A 23135-nucleotide genomic window follows, 5' to 3' on the forward strand; every position below is an offset into this window, starting at 1 on the left:
AACTATTTTAGAAACAAATAATAATCGAGCAGAAAGTTTCGTATAGCATGCCTTGATGCTATACGTTTAACGGGTGTTTTTTAAGAAAAAAACTTCTTTTTGAGTTTAAAAAAGTAGACGATCGTTTTCATTTGGACGAAAATAAAAGGCATCATCACGATAAAATAGGCGATGGAGTTTTGTTCGACGACATTATTGGCGACCAATCCCGTATGCAAAAAAAACATTCCGAATACCATAAACGCGACTCCGGGGCAAATCAGCGCAAAACTGCTCGGAGAGAGCGTATGGGATGCGATATAGGTTTCAAAATAACCGATGCTTTTCATCACTTTATAGCCGATCAACCCGAAAATGATTTGTAACGATACGACAAAGCTCGTAAACGTAAACATAGAAGCGTTGGCGATTTTTTGGTCGAAATGATGATCAAGCCCAAAACTAATACGTACAAACGTAATCCCCAATAGCGTCAAAATAGGAATCATAATCCACAAAGAAGGACTTGCTTCGGCTGAGATTCCTTTTTCAAACATCGTTTGAAAGCCGAAAATCATTTTAATTAAAAGCAGCAAAAGCGCAATCGCACTGAAAAAAATCGAACAAAAAATACCGATCGCGTTAATCGTCAAATGATGGCTCATTGCTCCGGGTGCCGCAAAACCGACGGCAACCATTGCAAACGCAAAAATAGAGATCATTTGAGACAGACTATTGTTTTGAGTAAAATCGAAGTCGCCTTTAATGATAAGACGCGTGAAGTAGTCGATAAAAAATTTTAAGGCAAAATAACCCGATATTGCAAAGCCTAAAAGGGCAAACGGAAAAAGATACTCTACGACGCTCCACAATCCAGGGACAAAAAGCGCACCCAAAACAAAACAGACGTTAATGGTCATCGTAAACGTTAAAGGGAGCGTCATCAACGTCACTTCCGCATTGGAACCGAGCAATGTTTGATACCGTTCACTTTGTTTAAAGAGGCGGTACTGTTTGATATTCCATACTAAAAGTTTAAAATGAAGCCCCGCAAAAAATACGATACCTAAAGCGGCGACTCCCGCTACAAACGAGAGCCAGTCGCCTTTGATTAACGCCGGATAAAAAAACTCAAAGGTCGTCATCGCAACGCCTTTGTGCGGGATCATGAACATTAAGTAAATAAAAAACGAAACGGAAAGTCCACCGGCACCTAAAGCGGATAAAAAGCAAATCGGCGTAAATTTCTCTCGTAATACCATTGTTCTATCCCCTTCGTGTTATAAAACCGCGTATTCAACCCACACGCATGTCGGCAGATTGTTCAGCTCGGCAATAATTTTTTTATCGATATCGGTATCGACCAAGATCGCCGCCATTGCAAACTGATTGGCACCGCGTCCGAGTCTAAAGTCGGCAATATTGATTTTTTCTTGCGCCAAAATAGCCGCAATTTCGGCAATAACACCCGGTACGTCGTGATTTTTAAATATAATCATTTTCCCTTTCGGTTTAAAATCAAATTTAAAGCCGTTAATACCGGTAATGCGTTGTTCATCGTCTCCGAAAACCGTTCCGTCGATACGAATCGAATCTTTTTCGGTCGTTAAAATCAATGATACTCTATTTTTGTAACCGCTCGTATTGCCGACCGCTTCGAAGGTACTCTCGATACCTTTTTCTTTTGCAACGAATTCGGCATTGACGTAATTGACCGTTGTTTCGTTCGTCTCTTTGAGTGCTCCGACGACGCCGAACGTTAAAAGCGACTTTCCGTACGTCGCAATATCGCCCTCGACTTCCAAACGAATCGTTTTAATCGCCGAACGATTGAGTTGTGCCGCAAAAAATCCCATTTTTTGAACCAGCTCTAAATACGGTTCTAACGCGGAAGGAATATCTTCGGCTTTAATCGGAAGATTTAAAGCGTTAGGATAACTGATCCCGCGTGCCGCACTGATAGCATTTTCAGCCGCTTGGATCGCGATTTTTTCTTGGGATTCAAGCGTATTGGCACCCAAGTGTGGCGTAACGCAGATGTGTTCCAAATCCAATAACGCATGATTGGTCGCCGGTTCTTTTGAAAAAACATCGATACCGGCAAAAGCGATCTTACCGCTTTTTAGATTATCGTAAAGGGCTTGTTCGTTATAAAGTCCGCCGCGCGCGCAATTGACCAAACGTACGCCGTCTTTCATTTTCGCGATCTCCTCATAGGAAATCATATTCACGGTTTCTTTATTTTTCGGCGTATGAATTGTGATAAAATCACATGCTAAAATATCGTCGAAATTGGTCGTATACGTCATGCCCAAATCGGTAACTTTAGCAGAAGAAATGTACGGATCGTAAGCAACAATGTTCATCCCAAACGCTTTGGCGCGAATCGCTACGCGGCTACCGATGTTACCGAAACCGATTACACCCAGTTTTTTTTCGCATAACTCTATGCCGTACCATTTTTCGCGATTCCATACGCGCTCGACTTTAAGGTGATTATTGGCATTGGTAAAACTGCGTGCACAACTTAAAAGATGTGCCATCGTCAATTCAACGGCGGCAATGGTATTGGCGGTCGGAACGTTCATCGCGATAATACCGCGTCTACTACACCCTTCTTGATCCACGTTATCCACACCTACACCCGCACGTACGACGGCTTTGAGTTGTGTTGCGGCATTTAAAAATTTTTCGTCGACGTCGGTAGAACTTCGCGTAATAGCAACGTCGCAATCGCCTAAAATTTTCAACAATTCATCTTTAGGTAACGCAACGGCATCGACGACATCGATATCTTTTTCGGCGTAGAGGATGTCGAAACCCTTTTGATGGATAGCATCGCATACAATAATTTTTTTCTTTTTCATAACCAAACCTCAACAATTTTTGATTTAATATCGTATTTTTCAAGCGCGTAAACAACGTTTTCCAACTGTTTTTCGCTCTTGTCTTCCAAATAAATAGTAGGGATTTTGCCCTCTTTGATCACCATATAAGGAAGGTGTAAAGAGTTCAATGTCTGAATAATACAAAAAAGCGAGTATCGATCCGCGCGATCGATGACCAATCGAAACGATTTTGCTTTTTTACCTTTAGCGTCTTTTAATCCGAATTGATCAATTTGCATAAAAAGTTCATTTACGGGATAAACAAACTCCCTAGCATCTTTTTGCGCCAACTCTTTAACCCAAACGCGTTCCGTAGATTCGGGCGTTACTACGGGTTTTTTGACGGATTCGTACGAAGCGGCATCCTCTTTCACGTCGATTTTAGGAGTGACGAGCGTATATAAGAACGCTCCCAATCCTAAAAAAAGAAGTAAAAAGATACCGCCGAGTACTCGTTTTTGCATCGCTTATTTCAATTGATCTTTTAAGATATCTCCAAGCGTCATTTTTTCTTCTTTATTGATCTCTTTCAACGCTTCTCTCTCTTTGAGCTTGGAAAGGCGTCTAACGGAGAGACGAATACGGTTTTTCTTATCGTCAATAAAGGTAATTGCCGCTTCAATTTCGTCGCCGACTTTCAAGTCTGCTTCGCTTACTTGTCCCAAATCTTCTTTACGAATCAACGCATCGACGTTTTCTTCAAGCTCGACGAAAATACCGAAATCTTTAATATCTCGGATTTTACCGTGAACGATATCGCCGTTTTCGTGCGATTTAGCGTAACGTTGGATCGGAGAATCTTCCAACTCTTTTTTGCTTAAAGAAACTTTTTCGTTTTCTTCATCGATTTTAACGATTTTAACCTCTACGACGTCGCCGACGCTTAGAAGTTCTTTGCATTTGTTGTTACGATCCCAAGAAGCGTCTTCATTATGTAAAAGACCTTCGATTCCACCGATTTTAACGAACGCACCGAAATTGGTAATCGTCGTAATCTCGCCTTTAACGACATCGCCGACTTTAAATTTTTTCATAAATTCGTTAAAAGGTTTCGGAAGGACGTTTTTCAAAGAAACGCGTAAACGTCTCTCTTTTGCATCGATCTCGATCACTTCGACGTCGACCACTTGTCCCTCTTCGATATAATCGCGGGGATGTTTGATGTTTTTATCCCATGAAATTTCGGAGATATGGAGGAAACCTTCAATATCGTTTCCAAGATCGACGAATGCACCGTAAGGTTCGATATTGCTGATGGTAACTTGGATCGAATCGCCGATTTCCAACTCGTCTTTGATCTCATCCCAAGGATCGGGCATTGCCGCTTTAACGGAAAGGGAAAGATGACGTTTATCTTTATCGTATTTGATCGCTTTAACGGGAATCACTTCGCCTTCTTTGTAAAGCGTTCCGGGATTAACGGGACCTTTATAGCTGATTTCGCTGTAGTGAACCAAACCGTCGATTCCGCCGACATCGACGAACATACCGTAAGTCGTGATTTTTTTAATCGTTCCGTCGACGACTTCGTCGCGATCGATTAATTCTTGAACGATCTCTTTACGTTTTTTACGTTCATCGTCTAAGAATTTTTTACGTGAAATAATAATCGATTCGGTTTCGTTGTCGATTTTGATGACTTTGACTTTAAGGCTTTTTCCGACAAGCGTATTGAGGTCTTTGACCGCCGCTTGAGAACGAGGGAGGAAAAACTCGATGCCTTCTTTATTTTCGGCAATAAATCCGCCTTTATTTTTTCCCGTGATTTTAACGTCCACGACGACATCGTCTTCTTCTTTGAAATCTGCGATAAACGACTTGATCTTATCTTTACGAAGGGCCTTTTTGTGCGAAACAACCGGTCTTTCGTTTCTGAATCCCGTAACGACGACGGGGATTACGTCACCTACTTTGCATGTTATGTTACCGTTTTCATCGGTTACTTCGGCTGCGTTAAGACGACCTTCGGACTTCTTACCCACATCCACTAAGATGACGTCTTCTTTAATCGCCACCACAACACCATTGATCAGTGCGTCTTTCTCAGAATCCTTAAAAGACTCTTCCAACATCGCCGCAAAATCCATCTCCTCATGCTCGTCTACGGCGTTAGTATGAACGGATTTGTTCGCCTCATTTACCATTTGCTACCCTTTTTTGGTTGATTTTTGACTCATATAGTTACATATCGACATGTAAAAGTTGCCTATTATACTTTAATTTCGCTGATTTTTCCAACTATTTTTTCGATAATCCAATCCGGTGTCGAAGCACCTGCGGTGACGCCGCAAAGTTGTTTTTGATTAAACCATGAAGGATCGAGGTCTTTTTCGCTTTCGACGAGAAAACTATCGTCACAATACTCTTTACAAATACTATGAAGTTGTTTCGTGTTGGAGGAATTTTTTCCGCCGATCACAATGACGACGTCCGCTTCTTTTGCCAATTCTCGCGCGGCGTCTTGATTTTCAAAGGTTGCGTTACAAATCGTATTGAAGACGCGAACCTCTTTATAACGCATTTGGAGGTATCCGGTAATGTCTAAAAATTCGCTGATTTTACGCGTCGTTTGAGAAACGACGGCGACTTTATAGCCTTTAAATTTGATTTTTTCCAATTCTGCGACGCTTTGCACCACGTAAGCTCCGTTGATCGCATAACTTTCTACGCCTCTGACTTCAGGGTGATCCGCATCGCCGAAAATGACGATTTCATACCCTTCTTGACTCATTTTTTCGCAAATTTCCTGCGGCTTGGTCACGTAAGGGCATGTCGCGTTAATGACTTCGACCTTGCTTTGTTTTAACGTTTCCAAGTCTTTTTTAGGAATGCCGTGCGTTCGAATAATTGCGCGTTCGATACCTTGCGCTTCGGAAATATCGTGTAAGGTTTTTACGTTAAAATTTTCGCGTAAACGGTTAATCTCTTCGTTATTGTGGATCAAAGGGCCGATCGTTGAGGCATTTTGCGTATTTTCTGCAATCTTAATCGCCCGTTTGACACCGAAACAAAACCCGTAACTTGCGGCAAGTTTTATTCGCATATTTTAACATGTCCTATGTTGGAAAGTAGTTCGACGAAGTTCGGGAAAGAGGTATTAATGCATTCGGTATCTTCGATTTCCATACCGACTTTAGTCCCCGCAATCGCAAAGCTCATAGCAATTCTATGATCGCCGAAACTGTTGATGGTCGCTTTGTGCATCTTACCGCCGATCACTTCGTAACCGTCTTCGAACTCTTCGACTTCGATACCGCATAAACGTAGATTTTTAACGACGCTTGCGATTCGATCGCTCTCTTTCACGCGAAGCTCTTGCGCATTTTTGACGGTACTTTTTCCTTTGGCATGAGCAAAAGCAATCGAAAGGGCAGGCAATTCGTCGATAAGCCACGAAATATTTTCGCTCACTTCGACCCCGTTCAAGGCTTTTCCGGTCACGATAATGTCGCCTACGCTTTCGTAAAGGCTCTCTTTCTCGATAAATTCGACGCTAGCGCCCATACGTTCTAAAATTTTGTAAGCTTCGATGCGCGTCGGATTGAGAAGCATGTTGCGTAACACAACGCGCGATCCCTCGCTAATCGCCGCCGCAACCGCAAAAAAGAAACCGCTGGAAGGATCGCAAGGCACCCGTAAATTAAGTGGCTTGAGGGGCTTCGTTTGAGGGTAAATCGTGACATGTAAGCCTTCGCTTTCGATGCGTGCACCCATGCCGCGAAGCATACGTTCGCTGTGGTCGCGACTGAGTTCCGGCTCACTCAAAACGCACACGTCCTCACTTTGAAGCGCCGCTAAAATCAGCGCACTTTTTACCTGAGCCGAAGCGATTTTACTTTCGTAACGAAAGGCTTTCAGCTTTTCGCCGCGAATCCCGAGCGGTGCATAATTTCCCTGGCTACGACCGTCGATTTTTGCGCCGATAGAACGAAGCGGATCCGCTACGCGACGCATCGGGCGTGAACACAGGTATTGATCACCGTAAAGAACGAAAAAGCCTTCTTGAGACGCCAAATAGCCCATCAAAAGGCGAATCGCCGTTCCGGAATTGCCGCAATCTAAAATTTGGGCAGGCTCATTGATACGAGCGGGCGGCGTAATCGTCAACGTTCCGTCTTCCGCCGTTTCGACATGTGCACCCAAAGCCTGCACGATGGCAAGCGTACACAAGGTATCTTCCGCCCGCAAATAGTTTCGCACGACGGAAGCTTGATCGCTTAATAAAGAAAAGATCGCGCAACGATGCGAAATGGACTTGTCGCTGGCGATCTGTTCGGTTGTAAACTCAAAAAGGCTTTTAGGGTTTACATGTAAGGTTTTCATCGAATCGTAATTCCGAACTCTTCGTTCAAACGTCGAAGCAAATCTTCGATCATTCCGGCAATTTCACTCTCTTCAAACGTTTTTTCCATCGACTGGAAGTAAAGGCTCAACGTTAAGCTGACTTTATCGCCTAAACTCTCGTGAACGTAACGATCAATCACGCTGAATTTGACTAAAGCCTGAGGCGCAACGGAGCGAATAAACGCTTCTAAGACGTGATAAGGCATCGATTGATCCACCAAAAGGCTTAAATCGCGCGTTGAACTTGGTAGCTTCGAATAGGCTTTGGCACATTTTCGCGTATACGGCAATGCCGCAAAATCAAGCTCGCACACGTAGGTACGCGCCAAGTCGAGCTCTTTTTCCACTTGCACGTTTGCACGTGCCATATAACCGACGACAACTCCGTCGATTACAACGTTTGCGGCTTCGTATGGACTGCACAAACCGTTGGGAGACGGAAGCGGTAAGAGGCTAAAATGTCCTAAAACGTTCTGTATTTTTGCGGCGAACGCAAAAAAGTCGATCTCGCTCGGTTTTCCGTGGTTCGAAATATCGGGAAGGCCGTTTTCTCCGCTAAAGACGAATGCGATTTTTTTACTCTCGTTGCGCTTAGTGTCGAAAACGCTACCGATTTCAAAAAGAGCAACACGTTTTTTACCGATTTTGACGTTGTTGGAAAGGGCATCAAGCATCGTCACCAAAAGCGACGAACGTAACGTATTTAATTCTCCGGTAATCGGATTGGCGATGTCTAAGGCATCTTCTACAACCGGCAAACCTAATTTTTGAAGTTTACTTTTATCGTCGAAGACAAAATGCAAGGTTTCGAAAAATCCCGCCGCTACGGCGCGATAACGAATTTCTTGACGCTTTTTAAAATTAAGGTAAGGCTGATTAATACGCGATTTTTCCGCCGTAACGTACGGTTTTGCCGTAATATTGTCAATACCTACGATTCGTACGATCTCTTCGCAAATATCTTGTACGTTTAAAACGTCCGGACGAAATTGGGGAACTTTAACGTTAATGACCTCTTGCTCAAACGCGAAATGCACTCCAAATCCCAATTTTTTGAGGATTTTGATAACGATATTTTTGGCAATCTCTTCGCCGATCATCGACGTTAAATCGTTTTGGTTAATATTGATGATCTTCTCTTCAAAATCGTGAACGATTTGCTGCGTATCCGCATAAGGCATAATTTTGGACTGCTTGGAGATCATTTTCATAAAATAATCCAAACCGAACAGCAATTGCGGCTCGCTTCCTCTGGAAGAACGGTAGAGGTGTTTATCCGCACCGAGTTTTTTATTAGCGCTGAGCGAAGCGATGATCTCAGGATGCGTGTAATTGGCTTCGACGATAATACGCTCGTCAAGGGCGTTGGCTTTGCACTTATCCGCTTGCGCAATGCCCGTTAAGGCAACGCGCTCGGCATTGTTTCCGAAAATCGCGTCCAAACCGTTCTCGTCTTTTGCGATCGTGATCTTGGCTTTGTTCTCATGGGTCGCGAAACACTGAGGATTATAGGCTCTCAAAAGCACGCCCGTAACGTACGTCGCGTACTCTAAAAATTTCATCAAAGCGCAGGTCTCTTCAATTTGGGCAAACCCTAAACGAAGCTCGATCAGAAGCGGAACGCGAATCTCTTGATTGTCGAACACTTTGTACATGTAAGAACCGTTCAACGCTTCGGTCGCGTGGATTTGAAGAACGCGTCCGACGCCCGGTTGGTTCTCTTCGTCTTCTTTGTGCGGCATTTTTGCCACTTCAAGGTCAAAATAGACGCTTAAATCGCGTGCAACACCGTAAACGCTTTGGCAATCCCCGCGATTAGGCGTCAGTCCGATTTCGATAATATCGTCGTTGAGTAACGCATATTCGCGTAGTTCTTTACCGAGATGAAGCTCGCCGATACTGGCATCAAGGACCATAATGCCGTCGTTGATTTTGGGAAGTCCTAATTCGGTAGACGAACAGATCATTCCGCACGATTCGACGTCTCGGAGTTTGGCTTTTTTGATTTTAATACCGTTTGGCAACTCCGCACCAATCAACGATACCGCAACAAATTGTCCCGCTTCGACGTTTTTTGCGCCGCAAACGATTTGTTGGACGCTCTCGCCGACGTCGACTTGGCAAACGTTCAGCTTATCGGCATTGGGATGCTTTTCGCGTGACACAACTTTTCCGACGACCACTTTTTCCGGAATGCGTATTTTGTGAATTCCCTCGACTTCCAAACCGATGGCGTTCAAAGCGAGTGAAATTTTATCGGCATCGACGTTGTGTAGGTCGATCCACTCGTTTAATCCTTCTCGTGTAACTATCATTTAAATTGCTCCAATAATCTCAAATCGCCCTCAAACAATGACCGAAGATCGGGAATGTCATGTAAAAGCATCGCAAAACGTTCAACGCCCAACCCGAAAGCATAACCGCTGACGTCTTTGTATCCTACGGCTTTAAAAACATTCGAATCGACGACGCCGCATCCCAAAACTTCAAGCCAACCGGTATGCGAACAAACGCGGCATCCTTTGCCGTGGCAGAACGTACAGCTAATGTCGACTTCGGCACTGGGTTCCGTGAACGGGAAGAAACTCGGACGGAAACGTACTTTCACATCGCCGAACATATGCTTTAAAAAGTCTTCCAAAATGAATTTCAAATTGGCAAACGAAACTTTGCCCGCCTTATCGACGACGAGCCCTTCGACTTGATGAAACATCGGCGTATGCGTGATGTCAAAATCTCTACGGAAAACGCCGCCCGGGCAAATCATGCGAATTGGCGGTTGCTGAGAGAGCATCGTACGAATCTGAACCGGCGAGGTATGCGTTCGAAGCAACATCGAATCTTTAAAATAAAACGTGTCTTGCATATCGCGTGCGGGATGGTATTTGGGTAAATTAAGGGCTTCAAAATTGTGAAAATCGTCTTCGACCAGCGGACCTTCTTCAATGGAAAAGTTCATACTTACAAAATATTCGATAATTTTATCCATCGTATCCATTACCGGATGCAAAGCACCCGCAAGGCTCTCTTGATTGAAGAGCGTTACGTCAACGCTGCTTTTTTTCATTTCGGATTCGATCATTAAGGCTTCAAGCTCTGTTTTTTTACGGCTCAAACACTCCAAAAAATGCTCTTTATTACGGTTTAATGTTTGGGCAAACTCTTTTTTGGCATCGCCCTCAAGTGTTTTCAGCTCTTCAAATTGCGCGGCAAAATACCCTTTTTTACCAAAAAGCGACACTCTTACTTTTTCCAGTTCGTTCAGCGATCCACAAGAATCGATCGCATTTTCCATCTCTTTCAAAGGACACCTTTCATCAAAGTCTATAAGAAAGCTTATTTTAGTGAAACTTTAATTATAAAAGGTTAAAATCCCCTAAAAAAGGAGCAAACACGATGAGTATCTTCAGCAAAATCGTTAGCGGAGAAATCCCTTGCAATAAAGTCTTGGAAAACAACGACTTCCTCGCGTTTCACGACATCAATCCCAAAGCACCGATTCATATTTTGATTATTCCGAAAAAAGAATATACGTGTTTTCAAGAAGTCGACCCCGAAATCATGGGCGAAATGACGAAATTTATTCAAAGCGTCGCCAAACTTTTAGGGCTAGACGAAAGAGGATACCGTTTGATCACCAACAACGGACAAGACGGAGGACAGGAAATTTTTCATCTGCATTTCCACCTTTTAGGCGGCGCAAAATTGCCGTGGAACCACTTAAGCGATAGCGAACCTCACAAATCGCTTTAAAAACCCTTCAAGCCATACGTGCTTAAAAGAGGAGATTCCCCCTCTTTTAAGCCTTGCGCGCATTAATCCATGCTTCAAAAATTTCAATTTGGCGTTGCGTCGACGCGACGGAAGTACCGCCTTGAGACGTTCGCGCATTCATCGAATGTTCGAGCGAAAGATACGCACAAACGTCCTCGCCGATGCGTGCATCGACGCTTTGAAGCTCGCGTACGCTCAAAACGCTTAAATCTTTGCCTAAACTCTCGGCATGTGCCACCGCACGTCCCGTAATAAAATGCGCTTCGCGGAACGGAATATTGCATTTTTGTACCAAGTAGTCCGCCAAATCGGTCGCGCTCAAATGCCCGACCTCACACGCTTTTCGCATACGATCCGTATTAATCGTCATCGTACGCAGGGCTTCTCTTAAGATATTGAGCGAAATCAATGCCGTCTCTACACTATCGAAAACGCCTTCTTTATCCTCTTGCATGTCTTTATTGTAGGCTAAAGGTAAGCCTTTTAGTACCGTTAAAAGTGCCATCAAATTACCGTTGACGCGACCCGTTTTACCGCGTAAGAGTTCCGGAACGTCGGGATTTTTCTTTTGCGGCATAATCGAACTTCCCGTAGAATAGGCATCGCTTAACGTGATAAATTTAAACTCGTAGCTCGACCACAAAATGAGTTCTTCGGCAAAACGCGAAACGTGCATCATCAGCGTCGCAACGTTAAATAAAATTTCCAATGCAAAATCGCGATCGCTGACCGTATCAAGGCAATTCACGCTGACGCTGTCGAAACCCAAAAGTTTGGCAACGTATTCGCGATCGATGGGGTGCGGCGTTCCCGCAAGTGCGGCGCAACCGAGCGGTAAGACGTTGTTGCGCGTATATGAGCTTTCCAAACGTTCAATATCGCGTTTGAACATCGATACATAAGCAAGTAAATGAAACGCAAGATTAATCGGCTGTGCGTGTTGCAAGTGCGTCATGCCCGGAAGCAACGTCGTCGTATGTTCTTTAGCGATTTGCATCAGCACGTCGATCACGCTCTCTAAAACGTGAACGATCACCAGTGTTTGTTTTTGAACGTATTGACGAAAATCGACCGCTACTTGGTCGTTTCGGCTACGTGCGGTATGCAACCGCTTTCCGGCTTCGCCGATCAGATCGATAAGGCGCGTTTCGACTGACATGTGAATGTCTTCGTGCGCGATGTTAAATTCGAACTTACCCTCGTCGATTTCTTGTTTAATTTGCATTAAACCCTTTGCGATTTGATCGGCTTCTTCCCCGCTTAAAATACCCTGTTTGGCTAACATCGTCGCATGCGCGATCGAACCTCTAATATCTTCTTCGTACAATTTTTTATCGAACGGTAACGAAGCGTTAAATTCATCTAAAAGTTGCGTACCGCTTTGGGCAAATCTGCCCGACCAGAGTTTTGACATAAAAACGTCTCCTTGAAAAAAACGCAAGGAGCTTGTGAAAGCTCCTTGACATGTAGTTGTGTGATGCGACGTGACGAAGGTCTGTTAGAGTTTTGGACCCGCACTTGAAAAATCGGAATCGGCGGTAATATATTTTTTAAAATTTTCGATGAACATTTGTGCCAATTCATCGCGCGTAGCGTCGTACAAGCTTTTATTTTCCCACGTGCTGCGAGGATTTAAAACTTCGGTCGGAACGCCTTCAAGCACTTTTGGCACTTGAACGTTAAAGACGGGAATCGTTTCAAATTCGCACTCGTTGATGCTACCGTCTAAGATCGCGTTGATGCATGCGCGCGTCGCTTTGATGCTCATACGCTTACCTACGCCGTAGCTTCCGCCGCTCCAACCGGTATTGACCAAGTAAACGTCGACGTTGTATTTTGCAATTTTTTCACCTAAAAGTTTCGCATAAACCGTCGGATGTAGCGGTAAAAACGCCTCGCCGAAACATGCGCTAAACGTTGCTACCGGCTCGGTTATACCGCGTTCGGTTCCGGCAACTTTTGCCGTATATCCGCTCAGAAAATAGTACATCGCTTGTTCTTTGGTAAGTTTTGATACCGGAGGTAAAACGCCGAAGGCATCGGCACTTAAGAAAATAATTTTTTTAGGATGACCCGCTTTTAAAGAGGCTTCATGGTTTTCGATATGATAGATGGGGTAGGAAACACGCGTATTTTCGGTTTTGGAGGCATCGGCGTAATCGACGACGCCCGCATCGTTGATAACGACGTTTTCCAAAAGAGCGTCTTGCTTGATCGCGCCGTAAATTTCAGGCTCGCTGTTCGGATCGAGATTGATGCATTTGGCATAGCATCCGCCTTCGAAATTGAAAACACCCTCATCGTCCCAGCCGTGTTCGTCGTCGCCGATAAGTTTGCGTTTCGGATCGGTCGAAAGCGTGGTCTTACCCGTACCCGAAAGTCCGAAGAAAAGTGCCGTATCGCCTTTTTCGCCGACGTTTGCCGAGCAGTGCATGGAGAGTTTTCCCTCAAGCGGCAACCAGTAATTCATCATCGAAAAAATACCTTTTTTAATCTCGCCGCCGTACCACGTTCCGCCGATAATCGCGATGTTTTTTTCAACGTTGAAAACAACGAATACATCCGAATGGAGTCCGTGTTTTTTATAATCCTCGTTGACGACTTTACATGCGTTGTAAAGCGTAAAATCGGGTTTAAACGTTGAGAGCTCTTCTTCGCTCGGGCGAATAAACATATTTTTAACAAAATGTGCCTGCCATGCGATCTCGGTAACCACGCGAATGCTTTTACGACTCGCCAAGCTACCGCCGCAATACGCGTCTTGAATATAGATGTCTTTACCGGAAAGTTGTTGTTTTACTTTGTCGAAGAGTTCGTTAAAAATCGCTTCGCTCACTTTATGGTTCATTTTGCCCCAAGAGATATACCGGTTGGAAGGCTCTTGGTCGACAAAGTATTTATCTTTAGGGCTACGTCCCGTAAAAATGCCCGTATCGACGCTAAACGTCCCGTTACATGTTAAGCGTCCTTCGTGGTTTCGCTTTTCATGCGCTAAGAGCTCTTCATACCCGAGGTTATAATAAATCTTACCGATATTATTTAACCCTAACTTCTCAACTTCGTTAATCTTTGACATCGTCTCTTTATCCTCAAACAATTGAATTAAACTAAAATGAATACGTTCGAACCGTACCGTTTTAAAGTACGACCAGCAGTTGACCGTTGACCACCGTATCGCCTTGTTTTACCTTAACCGCACTGACAACGCCCTCTTGCGGCGATGTAACCTCAATTTCCATTTTCATCGCTTCGATGACGATAACGGCTTGACCTTTTACAACCGTGTCGCCCTCTTTAACCAACACTTTAAAGATTGAACCGGGAAGTCCCGCTTTAATAGACGTACCGTTTACGCTAGTATCGTTACATGTTGACGAACCTTCACCGCCTTCTTGAATGTCGATATCGTAAATTTCGCCGTTTACCAAAAGCGTACCGCTACTAAGATCGGATTTAACTTGGTATTTTTGTCCGTTGACGGTTACGGTAAATTCGTTCGTAGCCGCAGGAACGACCTCTTCTTTTTTCGGAGATACTTTGCGGACGTTGACTTTGGCTTCGCCTTTAAGATACGCGATGCCTTTTTCTTTACATGCCGCCGCGATTAACACGTTTTCATCGGTAATTTCAAGATTTTCTTTTGTCAATATTTCTCTGACGTGCGCTAAGGATTTTGTTTCGTCGCAGTCGGCTATTTCCAACGCTTTGCGTGTCGTCGGAGGCAATTTGAGCTGTTCGCTTGCCAAGGAAACGACTTCTTGATCGGGAGTTGCAGGCGTTTTTCCAAAATAGCCTAAAACCATTTTGCCGTAACCATCAGCAATCTTTTTCCACGGACCAAACATCACGTTATTGAAAGCTTGTTGAAAATAAAATTGGGAAACCGGCGTAACACTCGTACCGTAACCGCCTTTTTCAACCACTTCGCGCATTGCTTTAATCACTTCGGGAAATTTATGGAGAATGTTGTTGTCACGGAGCATCTGCGTATTCGCAGTCAAAGCACCGCCCGGCATTGGAGAAAACGGAATCAGCGGAGAGACTTGCGTCGCTTCGGGAGGCATAAAATAGTCTTTAAGGCACGCTTGTAAGACCTCTTCGTATTTCAAGATTTTTTCGAGTTCCAAGCCGCCAAGATCGTACTCTTTTCCTTTTAGTGCATGCAACATCGTTAAAATATCGGGTTGGCTCGTACCGCCGCTTACCGGAGATGCCGCAAGGTCGATACCGTCGACACCCGCTTCCAAGGCGGCCAAATAACACGCAACGCTTACGCCTGCGGTTTCGTGTGTATGAAGCCTTAAATGCATTCCCTCAGGAACGAGTTTGCGCGCCATTTTGATCGTTTCGTACACTTTTTGCGGGCTTGAAGTACCGCTTGCGTCTTTAAAACAAATGCTATGGTAGGGGATTCCCGATTCTAAAATTTCACGTAGGGTTTTCTCGTAAAATGCTACGTCGTGTGCACCGACGCATCCGGGAGGCAAGTCCATCATCGTGACGACGATTTCGTGTTTTAAACCGTGGTGAACGATACGTTCGCCGCTGTATTTAAGGTTTTCGACGTCGTTAAGCGCGTCAAAGTTACGAATCGTCGTCGTCCCGTGTTTTTTAAACATTTTCGCATGTAAATCCAAAAGTTCGCTGCTACCGGTATCAAGCATAACGGTATTGACGCCGCGTGCCAAGGTTTGAAGGTTGGCATCGGGTCCTACGATTTCACGGAATTTATCCATCATTTGGAAGGCATCTTCGTTCAAATAAAAATAGAGGCTTTGAAAACGTGCTCCTCCGCCAAACTCAAAATGGCTGATACCTGCTTCACGCGCCGCCGCAACTGCCGGAAAAAAATCTTCCATCAGTACGCGCCCGCCGAAAACCGATTGAAAACCATCTCTAAACGTCGTATCCATCACATCGATGTACTTTTTAGCCATTGACCTTACCCTTTTTTAGTGTGTTTCTTGTGTCTAAAACGAAGCGGCACCGCCGCAATCAACGATACGTTATCGTTTTGTGATCATCCTTGGCTAAGATTTCTGCCGGACTCTTTTCGAGGAAAAACCCTCTTCATACGTTTGGCATGCCTATTCACTGACGAATGTACAAACACCAAAACTGTGAAAATCATGATGCTCCTTAGCATCAGACTTTACCTCGTAACCTCGACCTTTTTGTTTAATTTTAACTAAAAAATATAGCGCAAATTTTTGTATTTTATCATTTCTTTTATTAAATCAAACTCAGAAGCGAAGAAGAAAAAAGGGGGAAAAGAAGGGGAAACGTCGCTTTTTTCAAGAGACGTTTCCATAGCAAAAGCGTGTTGCGCCCAATTAGGCGATACAACGTTCAATCAGGTAAAAGACCGATCGATAATCCAAGCCGCTGTGTTCGCTTAGACCGATTTCGCAAGGTTTGCCGGTCGAAAAAGCAAGCGTGGTATCGCTCGGAATCGCGGCTTTTAAATGGCGTAATGCCGAGCGGTTCAGTTCGGGATAGGTAAATCCGCGATCGCCCGCAAAACCGCAACATGTCACTTCGCTCGGGATCGTTACTTTTTTACTGCACAAGTGCGCAATCTTTTCAAACTTCTCCGCCAATCCCATTTTACGTGTGCTACAAATCGTGTGAATGACGATAGGATCGTCAATTTGGCGAATCGTAAGGCGGCTTAACAGAAAATCGTGGATAAATTCGATCGGATCGTACACTTTAAGTCCGGTCGTAAAATATTCCATCATCGTTTTCGTACACGAACTCATATCGCATAAAATCGGATACGTTCCGTTCAAACTCGCTTGCGTCAAAGCCGCTTCCAACTCGCTTGATTTTTGTTTGCCTTCGCTTTTATAGCCTTTACTCGAAAAAGGCATACCGCAACATAATCCGTCGATGGCTTCGGGGAAGAGCACTTCGTAACCCGCTTTTTCAAGAATACCGATGATGACCGCATCCAGCGATCGCTCGCCGCTTTTTTCTTTCGGATTTGCCATCGTACGGTTGATGCACGAAGAGAAGTACACCACTTTATCTTTAGCACCGCTTCGTTTTACGCTCGGTTTAAAAGAAGCCCCCGAAGGCAAGCTAGCACTCCAAAGCGGAAGCGTATTGCCGCTTAGCGTACGCAACCCTTGGCTCATGCCGCGCATCACGCTATCGGAAATAACCGCATTCACGCCTTTAACGACGCTCAATGCAATCCTCCCCGTCTGTAAGACGCCCTCGTAATGATCGGCGATAAAACCGGCGACGCCGTGTCCGAGCGTGCCGATTTGATGCGCGCGAAGCTTTTTGGTCAAGGCACCCGTATCGATGCCTACGGGACAGGAGAGTGAACAAAGCGAACAGGTGGCACACGTTTCGATACCGTCGTATTGGTATTGTTTTTGAAACGCTTCCAACGCTTCAGTCTCATGGTTGAGTGCCAACGTCTGCATGCGTCGATTGGCAACGATGCGCTGCCTTGGCGTCAACGTCAAGAAATTCGACGGACAAACCGGCTCGCAAAAGCCGCACTCGATGCATTTATCGATCAAAGGATCGGTAATCGGCATTGCCTTAAAATTTTTAAGATGCGCTTTCGGATCGGCGTTGATAATAACGCCCGGATTGATCAAGCCTTTCGGATCGAAAATCGTTTTAATCTCTTTCATCAAAACATACGCGTCTTCGCCCCATTCCAGCTCGACAAACGGAGCCATATTGCGTCCCGTTCCGTGTTCGGCTTTTAAACTACCTTGGTATTTGGTGGCGACTTGCTCGGCGACTTCTTGCATAAACGACTCGTAACGCGTGATCTCTTTTGGATCGTCAAAGGCTTGATTGAAAACAAAGTGCAAGTTACCGTCTAAGGCGTGACCGAAGATAATCGCTTCCGTGTAACCGTATTTCTCGAAAAGTGCTTGCAGCTCTAACGTACCGTCCGCCAACGAAGTGATCGGATACGCCACGTCTTCGATGATACAGGTCGTTCCGCTTTCGCGCGCCGCGCCTACCGCGGTAAAAAGTCCTTTGCGAATCTTCCAGTATTTGGTATATTCCGCGACGTCTTTGGTAAAATGAAGCGGCATTTCGGGTGTGATCGACGCCAATTTTTCAAGAATCGCGGCAATGTTTTCATTTAAAACGGTATCATTCGAAGCGCGCGTCTCGACCAAAACCGCCGTTGCGGTGGGGCTGAGCGTCTTTAAAAAAGAAGGCATTCCCTCTTTGTCTTCCACGCTTCGAAGAGCGGCTCTATCCATGATTTCCGCGGCATCGACTTGTGCGTTTGCCGTACGCGTACGGCATTGGGTTCGCAGTATCGTAATTGCGTCGCAAGCGTCTTTAACGTTTTTAAAAATCATCAATGCGCTGGCTTTGTCTTTGTATTCGGGAACCGTTTTATAGGTAATTTCTTTAATAAAACCGAGCGTTCCCTCGCTTCCGATCATCAAGTGTGCCAAAATGTCGATCGGGTCTTCAAAGTCGATCAAAGCGTTGAGCCCGTAACCGCATGTGTTTTTGATTTTAAATTTACGCTCTATTTTGTCGTGAAGAGCTTGATTTTCACGCACACGTTTTGCCAGGGCCTCGATACGCGCGATCATCTCGCCGTGCGTTTGACGAAAAGCGTTTTGACTTGCCGCGTCGGCGGTATCGAGTTCGCTTCCGTCGTGGAAAATAATTTTCATCGATTGAAGCGTTTTATAAGAGTTATCGGTCGTACCGCAACACATACCGCTGGCATTATTGGCGGCGATTCCGCCGATCATCGCCGAAGTGATACTCGCCGGATCGGGTCCTATTTTTTTGCCGTGAGGCAGTAAATAGGCATTCGCATCCGCGCCTACGACGGAAGGTTGAAGCGTAATCAAACTGACGTCATGATTGACGCTTATCTTTTTCCAATCGCGAGAGGTTACCAGTAAGATCGAATCGGTAATTGCCTGCCCAGAAAGGCTCGTTCCTGCGGCTCGAAAAACGACCGGAAGCGAAAACGTGTCGCTGAGTTTTAAAATCCGACTGACTTCATCGGCATTATCGACCCAGACGACGATTTTCGGGATCAATCGATAAAACGACGCGTCCGTTCCGTAAGCAATCGTATGCAAAGGATCGGTAAAGATACGGGACTTTGGGATAAAAGAGACGATTTCTTGATAAAAATCGTGATACTTTCCGCTTAATGTCATCGGCCATCCTTCATGGTTAGAATTTTAATCGAGTGTAACACGTCGGTATAAAATCGGTATGACATTTTGAGAGAATCGCGGTAAAAAAAACGAAAGCGGAAAAAAGGTTACATGTAATTGACATGTAACCTTTAGAGTCCTTATTTAAGCATGATGTCGATGCCGTAAAGTTCAGGCCAAAGCGTGAAAAGAATCATGACGCAAATTTGCAATACGATAAACGGTACGACGCCTTTGTAGATATCCATCGTCGTCACGCACGAAGGTGCTACGCCGCGCAAAAAGAAAAGGCTGAAACCAAAAGGCGGCGTTAAAAACGACGTCTGTAAATTTAAGGCGATCAACAAGGCATACCAAACGGGATTGAGTCCTATAGCAGCGGCAATCGGTGCTAAAATCGGAACGATAATATAGGATATTTCGACAAAATCGATAAAAAAGCCCAATGCCATAATCGCGAGCATCGAAACCACGATAAAACCCCATTTATCGCCCGGTAAGCTTCGCATCGCCGCTTCGACGATCTCGTCGCCTCCGGTATACGAAAAGACCATCGAAAAAGCCGTCGCTCCGATCAAAATGGCAAAAACCATCGCCGTAGCGCGTACCGTTTCCAAAGAGGCTTCTTGAACCATTTTAAACGAAAACGATCGGTATACCCATGCTAAAACCATCGCACCGATACATCCTACCGCCGACGATTCGGTGGGTGTCGCGATTCCTTCGAAAATGGAGCCTAGCACCAAAACGATTAAAATTAAAGGCGGCAAAATTGCCTTAAACGCACTCACAATTTGACGACGTTTGCTCTCTTTAATTTCATGACGCGGAATCGCAGGAGCCGCTTCTTTATTAAAAAAAGCCGTTACTGCGATATACGCGACGTAAACGCCTACCAACGTCAAGCCAGGTCCCAACGCACCCTCAAAAAGATCGCCGACAGGTTGTTGAAAAACGTCCCCCAAAATAATCAATACCACCGAAGGCGGAATAATTTGTCCTAGCGTTCCCGAAGCGCAAATCGTGCCGCATGCCAACGATTTTGAATAGTTGTATTTGAGCATGACCGGTAACGAAATGACGCCCATCGCCACAACGCTTGCTCCGACGACGCCGGTTGAAGCGGCCAAAAGTGCACCGACCAAAACGGTACTGATTGCTATGCCGCCTCGAACTTCGCCGAATAAAAAGCCCATCGCTTCCAGCAACCGTTCGGCTAAACGCGATTTTTGCAGAATAATACCCATCAAAATAAACATCGGAACGGAGATCAAAATCGCATTTTCCATGATCGACCAAATACGATGCGGCATAAACGCGAACAGATGCGCACCGATTTGCAGCCCTTCCATGAGACCTCCACCGTCTCCCAACGACTCGACGATACCGGCAATCAAACCGAATACGACCGAAATCGCTCCGAACGTAAACGCTACGGGAAATCCTAAAAGAAGCATCGACATACCGACGAAAAACATAATAATCCCGATCATAACGTCTCCTTCGGCTGTGCGTTTGCGTGGCGAAGTCCCTTATAAACCGCGATATTTTTAACGATAAACCCGATTTCCATCAGCAGTAAAACGGCAAAAGAAAATGGAATAAATGCTTTTAAAATCCACCGCTGCGTTAACCCTCCCGGAGCACTGCTCACTTCATGCGAAACGTACGCTTCGCTCACGAAACCGAGTGAGCTAAACATCACTAAAAGAGCAATCGGCGTTATAAACAAAACGGCACCGATAATATTAACCGCGGCTTGACGACGTTCGCTCCATTTGGCATAAAGCACGTCGACGCGTACATGTGAGTCTTCCATCAGCGCGTAAGACATACCGAGCAGGAAAATGACCGAAAAAAGATGCCACTCCAATTCCTGTAGTGCAATCGAACCGCTTTTAAACGCATAGCGCATGCACACGTCGTAGAAAATATTGAGCATCATCACGATCATTAAAAAAGCGCACACATACCCGATCATGCGGCTCAACGCATCAAACCATTTCTCAATTCTTAAAAGCATCACCCTACCATCCTCTTTTCTTCTGTGGATTTTTTAATAGAGTTCTTACAGAACTCTTGACATGTCTTTAAAGCAAAGCTCTAAAGACTACGTTAAACACTGCGTTTTCTTCGGCGCAAAGCCCACGCACCTTGGGTGCTTTTTCTTCTTGCAAAATGCATTTTGCAAGAAGTCTAATTTCATCATTTGATGCGATCTTTGACGCAAAGCGATTCTATAACGGCTATTGATTGTCGCGAATATACGCGTACTCGCCGATCAAAGTCCACGCTCTTGCTTTTTGCATGTAAGCACGTTGCGACTCGACGATTTTTTTGAACTCCTGATTTTTGGAAGACTCTTCGGCAATCAATTCGGCATTGGCTTGACGCATCGCATCCATCACGGGTTTGGGAAACGTCTTAATTTTAATATTCGGATACTCCGTTTTCATTCGATCCCATGCCGCGGCGTTCATATCGGCATTTTGGATTAACATGTCATACGCCGCCAAGCGCATCGCCGCTTTTAAAATCGCCTTATTTTTCGGAGAAAGCGCATCGAATTTGGCTTTGTTGACGATAAATTGAAGTTCCGTTGCGGGTTCATGCCAGCCGGTATAATAATACGGAGCGATTTGATGAAATCCCATACTCATATCCATCGAAGGTCCCACCCATTCCAATGCATCAATCGTTCCGCGCTCCAAGGAAGTGTACAGTTCGCTCGGGGCAATGTTGGTCACCGCACAGCCCAATTTGGCGAAAATCTCTCCCGCAAAGCCGGGAATACGCATCTTAAGCCCTTTCAAATCTTCCAAACTGCGAATCTCTTTCCGAAACCAACCGCCCATCTGCATGCCCGTATTGCCGCCCGGAAAAGAGTAAACACCGTGCTTAGCGTAGGCTTTTTGCATCCATTCCATACCTTCACCGCGGTAAAACCATGCGTATTGCTCGAGGGCATTCATGCCAAAAGGCATCGTCGTAAAAAGCAGCAACACCGGATCACGCCCTTTCCAATAATACGACGCGGAATGCGCCATCTCGTACTGACCGAGCTTCACCGCATCCAAGACGCCAAATGCCGCTTTATGTTTGGACACGTCGTCAATTTTAATCTTGAACTCTCCGCCGCTCATCTGCTCGACCATCGTTACCATATTTTCAACGGTATCGGTAAAAGGAGGAAACACCTTGCTCCACGACGTTGCCAACTTCCACGTAACCGTGTCGCTAGACGCATGCGCGCCCAGTGCGAAAAGAAGGGAAAAAAGACTACATGTAAGAATCGATCGTATCGTTTGCGTGAACATTGTTTACCTTTTCAAGTCTAATAGCGTAAAATATACCCGACGTCTACCACGGTTTCGATGCATTCAAACGGGAGCTTTTTACGTACGCGGCGCATTAAAGAGCGAATCGAGTCTAAACTCGTAAAATTGCCCTCCCATACCATCGCTTGAATTTTATCGAACGTTACGACTTTGCCTTTTTCGCTAATCAACAAATTGAGCAGCAATTTTTCTTTACGCGATAAATGCTCTTCATGTTCGCCGATGCGAAGTAAACTCGACTTAAAATCAAAACAGCACGCTTCGCCTAAATTGACGATATCGTGGCGAATATTGCAAAATTTTTCGATTTTAATTTCCAGCTCGTCGATAAAAAACGGCTTTTTCAAAAAATCGTTGCATCCGAAATTGTATGCATCTTTAATCACTTCCAGTTCGATGCTGGAGCTGATGATAATGACCGGCGTTTCACGGTAAAAGTCACGAATTTTTTTCAAAAGCTCAATGCCGTCGAGGTTGGGAACGTTAATATCCAAAATAAAGCACATGTAACCGCTGTCTAAGGTCTCGTATGCTTTTTTACCGTCCAAAAATGCATCGACGCGATAGCCCTTGGCTTCTAAACGTTTGACGATCGTCGCGTTTAAGCGCGCATTGTCTTCCAGCAATAAAATTTTCAC

General features: G+C 45.0%; 17 protein-coding genes. 1 reads left to right on the forward strand and 16 read right to left on the reverse strand.

Annotated elements, in window-relative coordinates:
• Positions 1 to 80: 80 nt before the first annotated feature.
• The 8 genes from UCH003_RS10275 to pheS form a co-directional block, all read right to left on the reverse strand.
• The gene (locus UCH003_RS10275) at positions 81 to 1241 is read right to left on the reverse strand and encodes a TsoY family (seleno)protein (RefSeq protein WP_060826452.1); all 1161 of its coding nucleotides are present in this window, start codon (positions 1239 to 1241) and stop codon (positions 81 to 83) included.
• Between the two features lie 18 nt (positions 1242 to 1259).
• The gene (gene serA, locus UCH003_RS10280; RefSeq protein WP_041962030.1) at positions 1260 to 2846 is read right to left on the reverse strand and encodes a phosphoglycerate dehydrogenase; all 1587 of its coding nucleotides are present in this window, start codon (positions 2844 to 2846) and stop codon (positions 1260 to 1262) included.
• Positions 2843 to 3331, reverse strand: a complete 489-nt coding sequence (locus UCH003_RS10285; RefSeq protein WP_060826453.1) for a hypothetical protein — start codon at positions 3329 to 3331, stop codon at positions 2843 to 2845. Before UCH003_RS10285 ends, serA begins: the two co-directional genes overlap by 4 nt.
• Before the next feature lie 3 nt (positions 3332 to 3334).
• Positions 3335 to 5011, reverse strand: a complete 1677-nt coding sequence (locus tag UCH003_RS10290; RefSeq protein ID WP_060826454.1) for a 30S ribosomal protein S1 — start codon at positions 5009 to 5011, stop codon at positions 3335 to 3337.
• A 65-nt stretch (positions 5012 to 5076) separates the two neighbouring features.
• Positions 5077 to 5910 carry a 4-hydroxy-3-methylbut-2-enyl diphosphate reductase gene (locus tag UCH003_RS10295; protein ID WP_060826455.1) on the reverse strand — a complete coding sequence of 278 codons (834 nt, stop codon included), beginning with the start codon at positions 5908 to 5910 and terminating at the stop codon, positions 5077 to 5079.
• Positions 5901 to 7190: a 3-phosphoshikimate 1-carboxyvinyltransferase gene (aroA, locus tag UCH003_RS10300; RefSeq protein WP_060826456.1), complete on the reverse strand. Its 1290-nt coding sequence runs from the start codon at positions 7188 to 7190 to the stop codon at positions 5901 to 5903. The genes UCH003_RS10295 and aroA overlap by 10 nt, the downstream gene beginning before the upstream one ends.
• Positions 7187 to 9526, reverse strand: a complete 2340-nt coding sequence (pheT, locus tag UCH003_RS10305; RefSeq protein WP_060826457.1) for a phenylalanine--tRNA ligase subunit beta — start codon at positions 9524 to 9526, stop codon at positions 7187 to 7189. Before pheT ends, aroA begins: the two co-directional genes overlap by 4 nt.
• Complete coding sequence (gene pheS, locus UCH003_RS10310) at positions 9523 to 10506, reverse strand: phenylalanine--tRNA ligase subunit alpha (RefSeq protein ID WP_144441035.1); 984 nt, start codon at positions 10504 to 10506, stop codon at positions 9523 to 9525. Before pheS ends, pheT begins: the two co-directional genes overlap by 4 nt.
• A gap of 101 nt (positions 10507 to 10607) precedes the next feature.
• Here pheS and UCH003_RS10315 point away from each other — a divergent pair, with 101 nt between their 5' ends.
• Positions 10608 to 10964: a histidine triad nucleotide-binding protein gene (locus UCH003_RS10315; RefSeq protein ID WP_039672363.1), complete on the forward strand. Its 357-nt coding sequence runs from the start codon at positions 10608 to 10610 to the stop codon at positions 10962 to 10964.
• A 46-nt stretch (positions 10965 to 11010) separates the two neighbouring features.
• On the opposite strand, the gene argH is transcribed toward UCH003_RS10315, so the two are convergent.
• From argH to UCH003_RS10355, 8 genes are all read right to left on the reverse strand, one after another.
• On the reverse strand, positions 11011 to 12399 hold the full coding sequence (argH, locus tag UCH003_RS10320; RefSeq protein WP_060826980.1) for an argininosuccinate lyase: 1389 nt from the start codon (positions 12397 to 12399) through the stop codon (positions 11011 to 11013).
• An 84-nt stretch (positions 12400 to 12483) separates the two neighbouring features.
• Positions 12484 to 14061, reverse strand: coding sequence for a phosphoenolpyruvate carboxykinase (ATP) (gene pckA, locus UCH003_RS10325; RefSeq protein ID WP_060826458.1), 1578 nt, complete (start codon positions 14059 to 14061; stop codon positions 12484 to 12486).
• Between the two features lie 61 nt (positions 14062 to 14122).
• Positions 14123 to 15922 (reverse strand): biotin/lipoyl-containing protein, encoded by a 1800-nt coding sequence (locus UCH003_RS10330; protein ID WP_039672361.1) that lies wholly within the window; start codon positions 15920 to 15922, stop codon positions 14123 to 14125.
• A gap of 396 nt (positions 15923 to 16318) precedes the next feature.
• On the reverse strand, positions 16319 to 19159 hold the full coding sequence (locus UCH003_RS10335; RefSeq protein WP_060826459.1) for an FAD-binding and (Fe-S)-binding domain-containing protein: 2841 nt from the start codon (positions 19157 to 19159) through the stop codon (positions 16319 to 16321).
• A gap of 140 nt (positions 19160 to 19299) precedes the next feature.
• Complete coding sequence (locus UCH003_RS10340) at positions 19300 to 20652, reverse strand: TRAP transporter large permease (protein WP_060826460.1); 1353 nt, start codon at positions 20650 to 20652, stop codon at positions 19300 to 19302.
• Complete coding sequence (locus tag UCH003_RS10345; protein ID WP_039672507.1) at positions 20649 to 21182, reverse strand: TRAP transporter small permease subunit; 534 nt, start codon at positions 21180 to 21182, stop codon at positions 20649 to 20651. Before UCH003_RS10345 ends, UCH003_RS10340 begins: the two co-directional genes overlap by 4 nt.
• A 223-nt stretch (positions 21183 to 21405) precedes the next feature.
• Entirely contained in the window at positions 21406 to 22476 is a 1071-nt protein-coding gene (locus UCH003_RS10350; RefSeq protein WP_060826461.1) for a TRAP transporter substrate-binding protein, read from the reverse strand.
• Positions 22477 to 22493: 17 nt separating this feature from the next.
• A complete protein-coding gene (locus UCH003_RS10355) occupies positions 22494 to 23135 on the reverse strand; it encodes a response regulator transcription factor (RefSeq protein ID WP_060826462.1) in 642 nt (213 codons plus the stop codon).

Source organism: Sulfurospirillum cavolei (genome assembly GCF_001548055.1).
GTDB lineage: Bacteria > Campylobacterota > Campylobacteria > Campylobacterales > Sulfurospirillaceae > Sulfurospirillum.

What these genes read in the sequence shown, in the direction of transcription:
- UCH003_RS10275 (WP_060826452.1), bottom strand. Translation starts at nt 1,241, where the DNA reads ATGGTATTACGAGAGAAATTTACGCCGATTTGCTTTTTATCCGCTTTA.
- serA (WP_041962030.1), bottom strand. Translation starts at nt 2,846, where the DNA reads ATGAAAAAGAAAAAAATTATTGTATGCGATGCTATCCATCAAAAGGGT.
- UCH003_RS10285 (WP_060826453.1), bottom strand. Translation starts at nt 3,331, where the DNA reads ATGCAAAAACGAGTACTCGGCGGTATCTTTTTACTTCTTTTTTTAGGA.
- UCH003_RS10290 (WP_060826454.1), bottom strand. Translation starts at nt 5,011, where the DNA reads ATGGTAAATGAGGCGAACAAATCCGTTCATACTAACGCCGTAGACGAG.
- UCH003_RS10295 (WP_060826455.1), bottom strand. Translation starts at nt 5,910, where the DNA reads ATGCGAATAAAACTTGCCGCAAGTTACGGGTTTTGTTTCGGTGTCAAA.
- aroA (WP_060826456.1), bottom strand. Translation starts at nt 7,190, where the DNA reads ATGAAAACCTTACATGTAAACCCTAAAAGCCTTTTTGAGTTTACAACC.
- pheT (WP_060826457.1), bottom strand. Translation starts at nt 9,526, where the DNA reads ATGATAGTTACACGAGAAGGATTAAACGAGTGGATCGACCTACACAAC.
- pheS (WP_144441035.1), bottom strand. Translation starts at nt 10,506, where the DNA reads ATGGAAAATGCGATCGATTCTTGTGGATCGCTGAACGAACTGGAAAAA.
- UCH003_RS10315 (WP_039672363.1), top strand. Translation starts at nt 10,608, where the DNA reads ATGAGTATCTTCAGCAAAATCGTTAGCGGAGAAATCCCTTGCAATAAA.
- argH (WP_060826980.1), bottom strand. Translation starts at nt 12,399, where the DNA reads ATGTCAAAACTCTGGTCGGGCAGATTTGCCCAAAGCGGTACGCAACTT.
- pckA (WP_060826458.1), bottom strand. Translation starts at nt 14,061, where the DNA reads ATGTCAAAGATTAACGAAGTTGAGAAGTTAGGGTTAAATAATATCGGT.
- UCH003_RS10330 (WP_039672361.1), bottom strand. Translation starts at nt 15,922, where the DNA reads ATGGCTAAAAAGTACATCGATGTGATGGATACGACGTTTAGAGATGGT.
- UCH003_RS10335 (WP_060826459.1), bottom strand. Translation starts at nt 19,159, where the DNA reads ATGACATTAAGCGGAAAGTATCACGATTTTTATCAAGAAATCGTCTCT.
- UCH003_RS10340 (WP_060826460.1), bottom strand. Translation starts at nt 20,652, where the DNA reads ATGATCGGGATTATTATGTTTTTCGTCGGTATGTCGATGCTTCTTTTA.
- UCH003_RS10345 (WP_039672507.1), bottom strand. Translation starts at nt 21,182, where the DNA reads ATGCTTTTAAGAATTGAGAAATGGTTTGATGCGTTGAGCCGCATGATC.
- UCH003_RS10350 (WP_060826461.1), bottom strand. Translation starts at nt 22,476, where the DNA reads ATGTTCACGCAAACGATACGATCGATTCTTACATGTAGTCTTTTTTCC.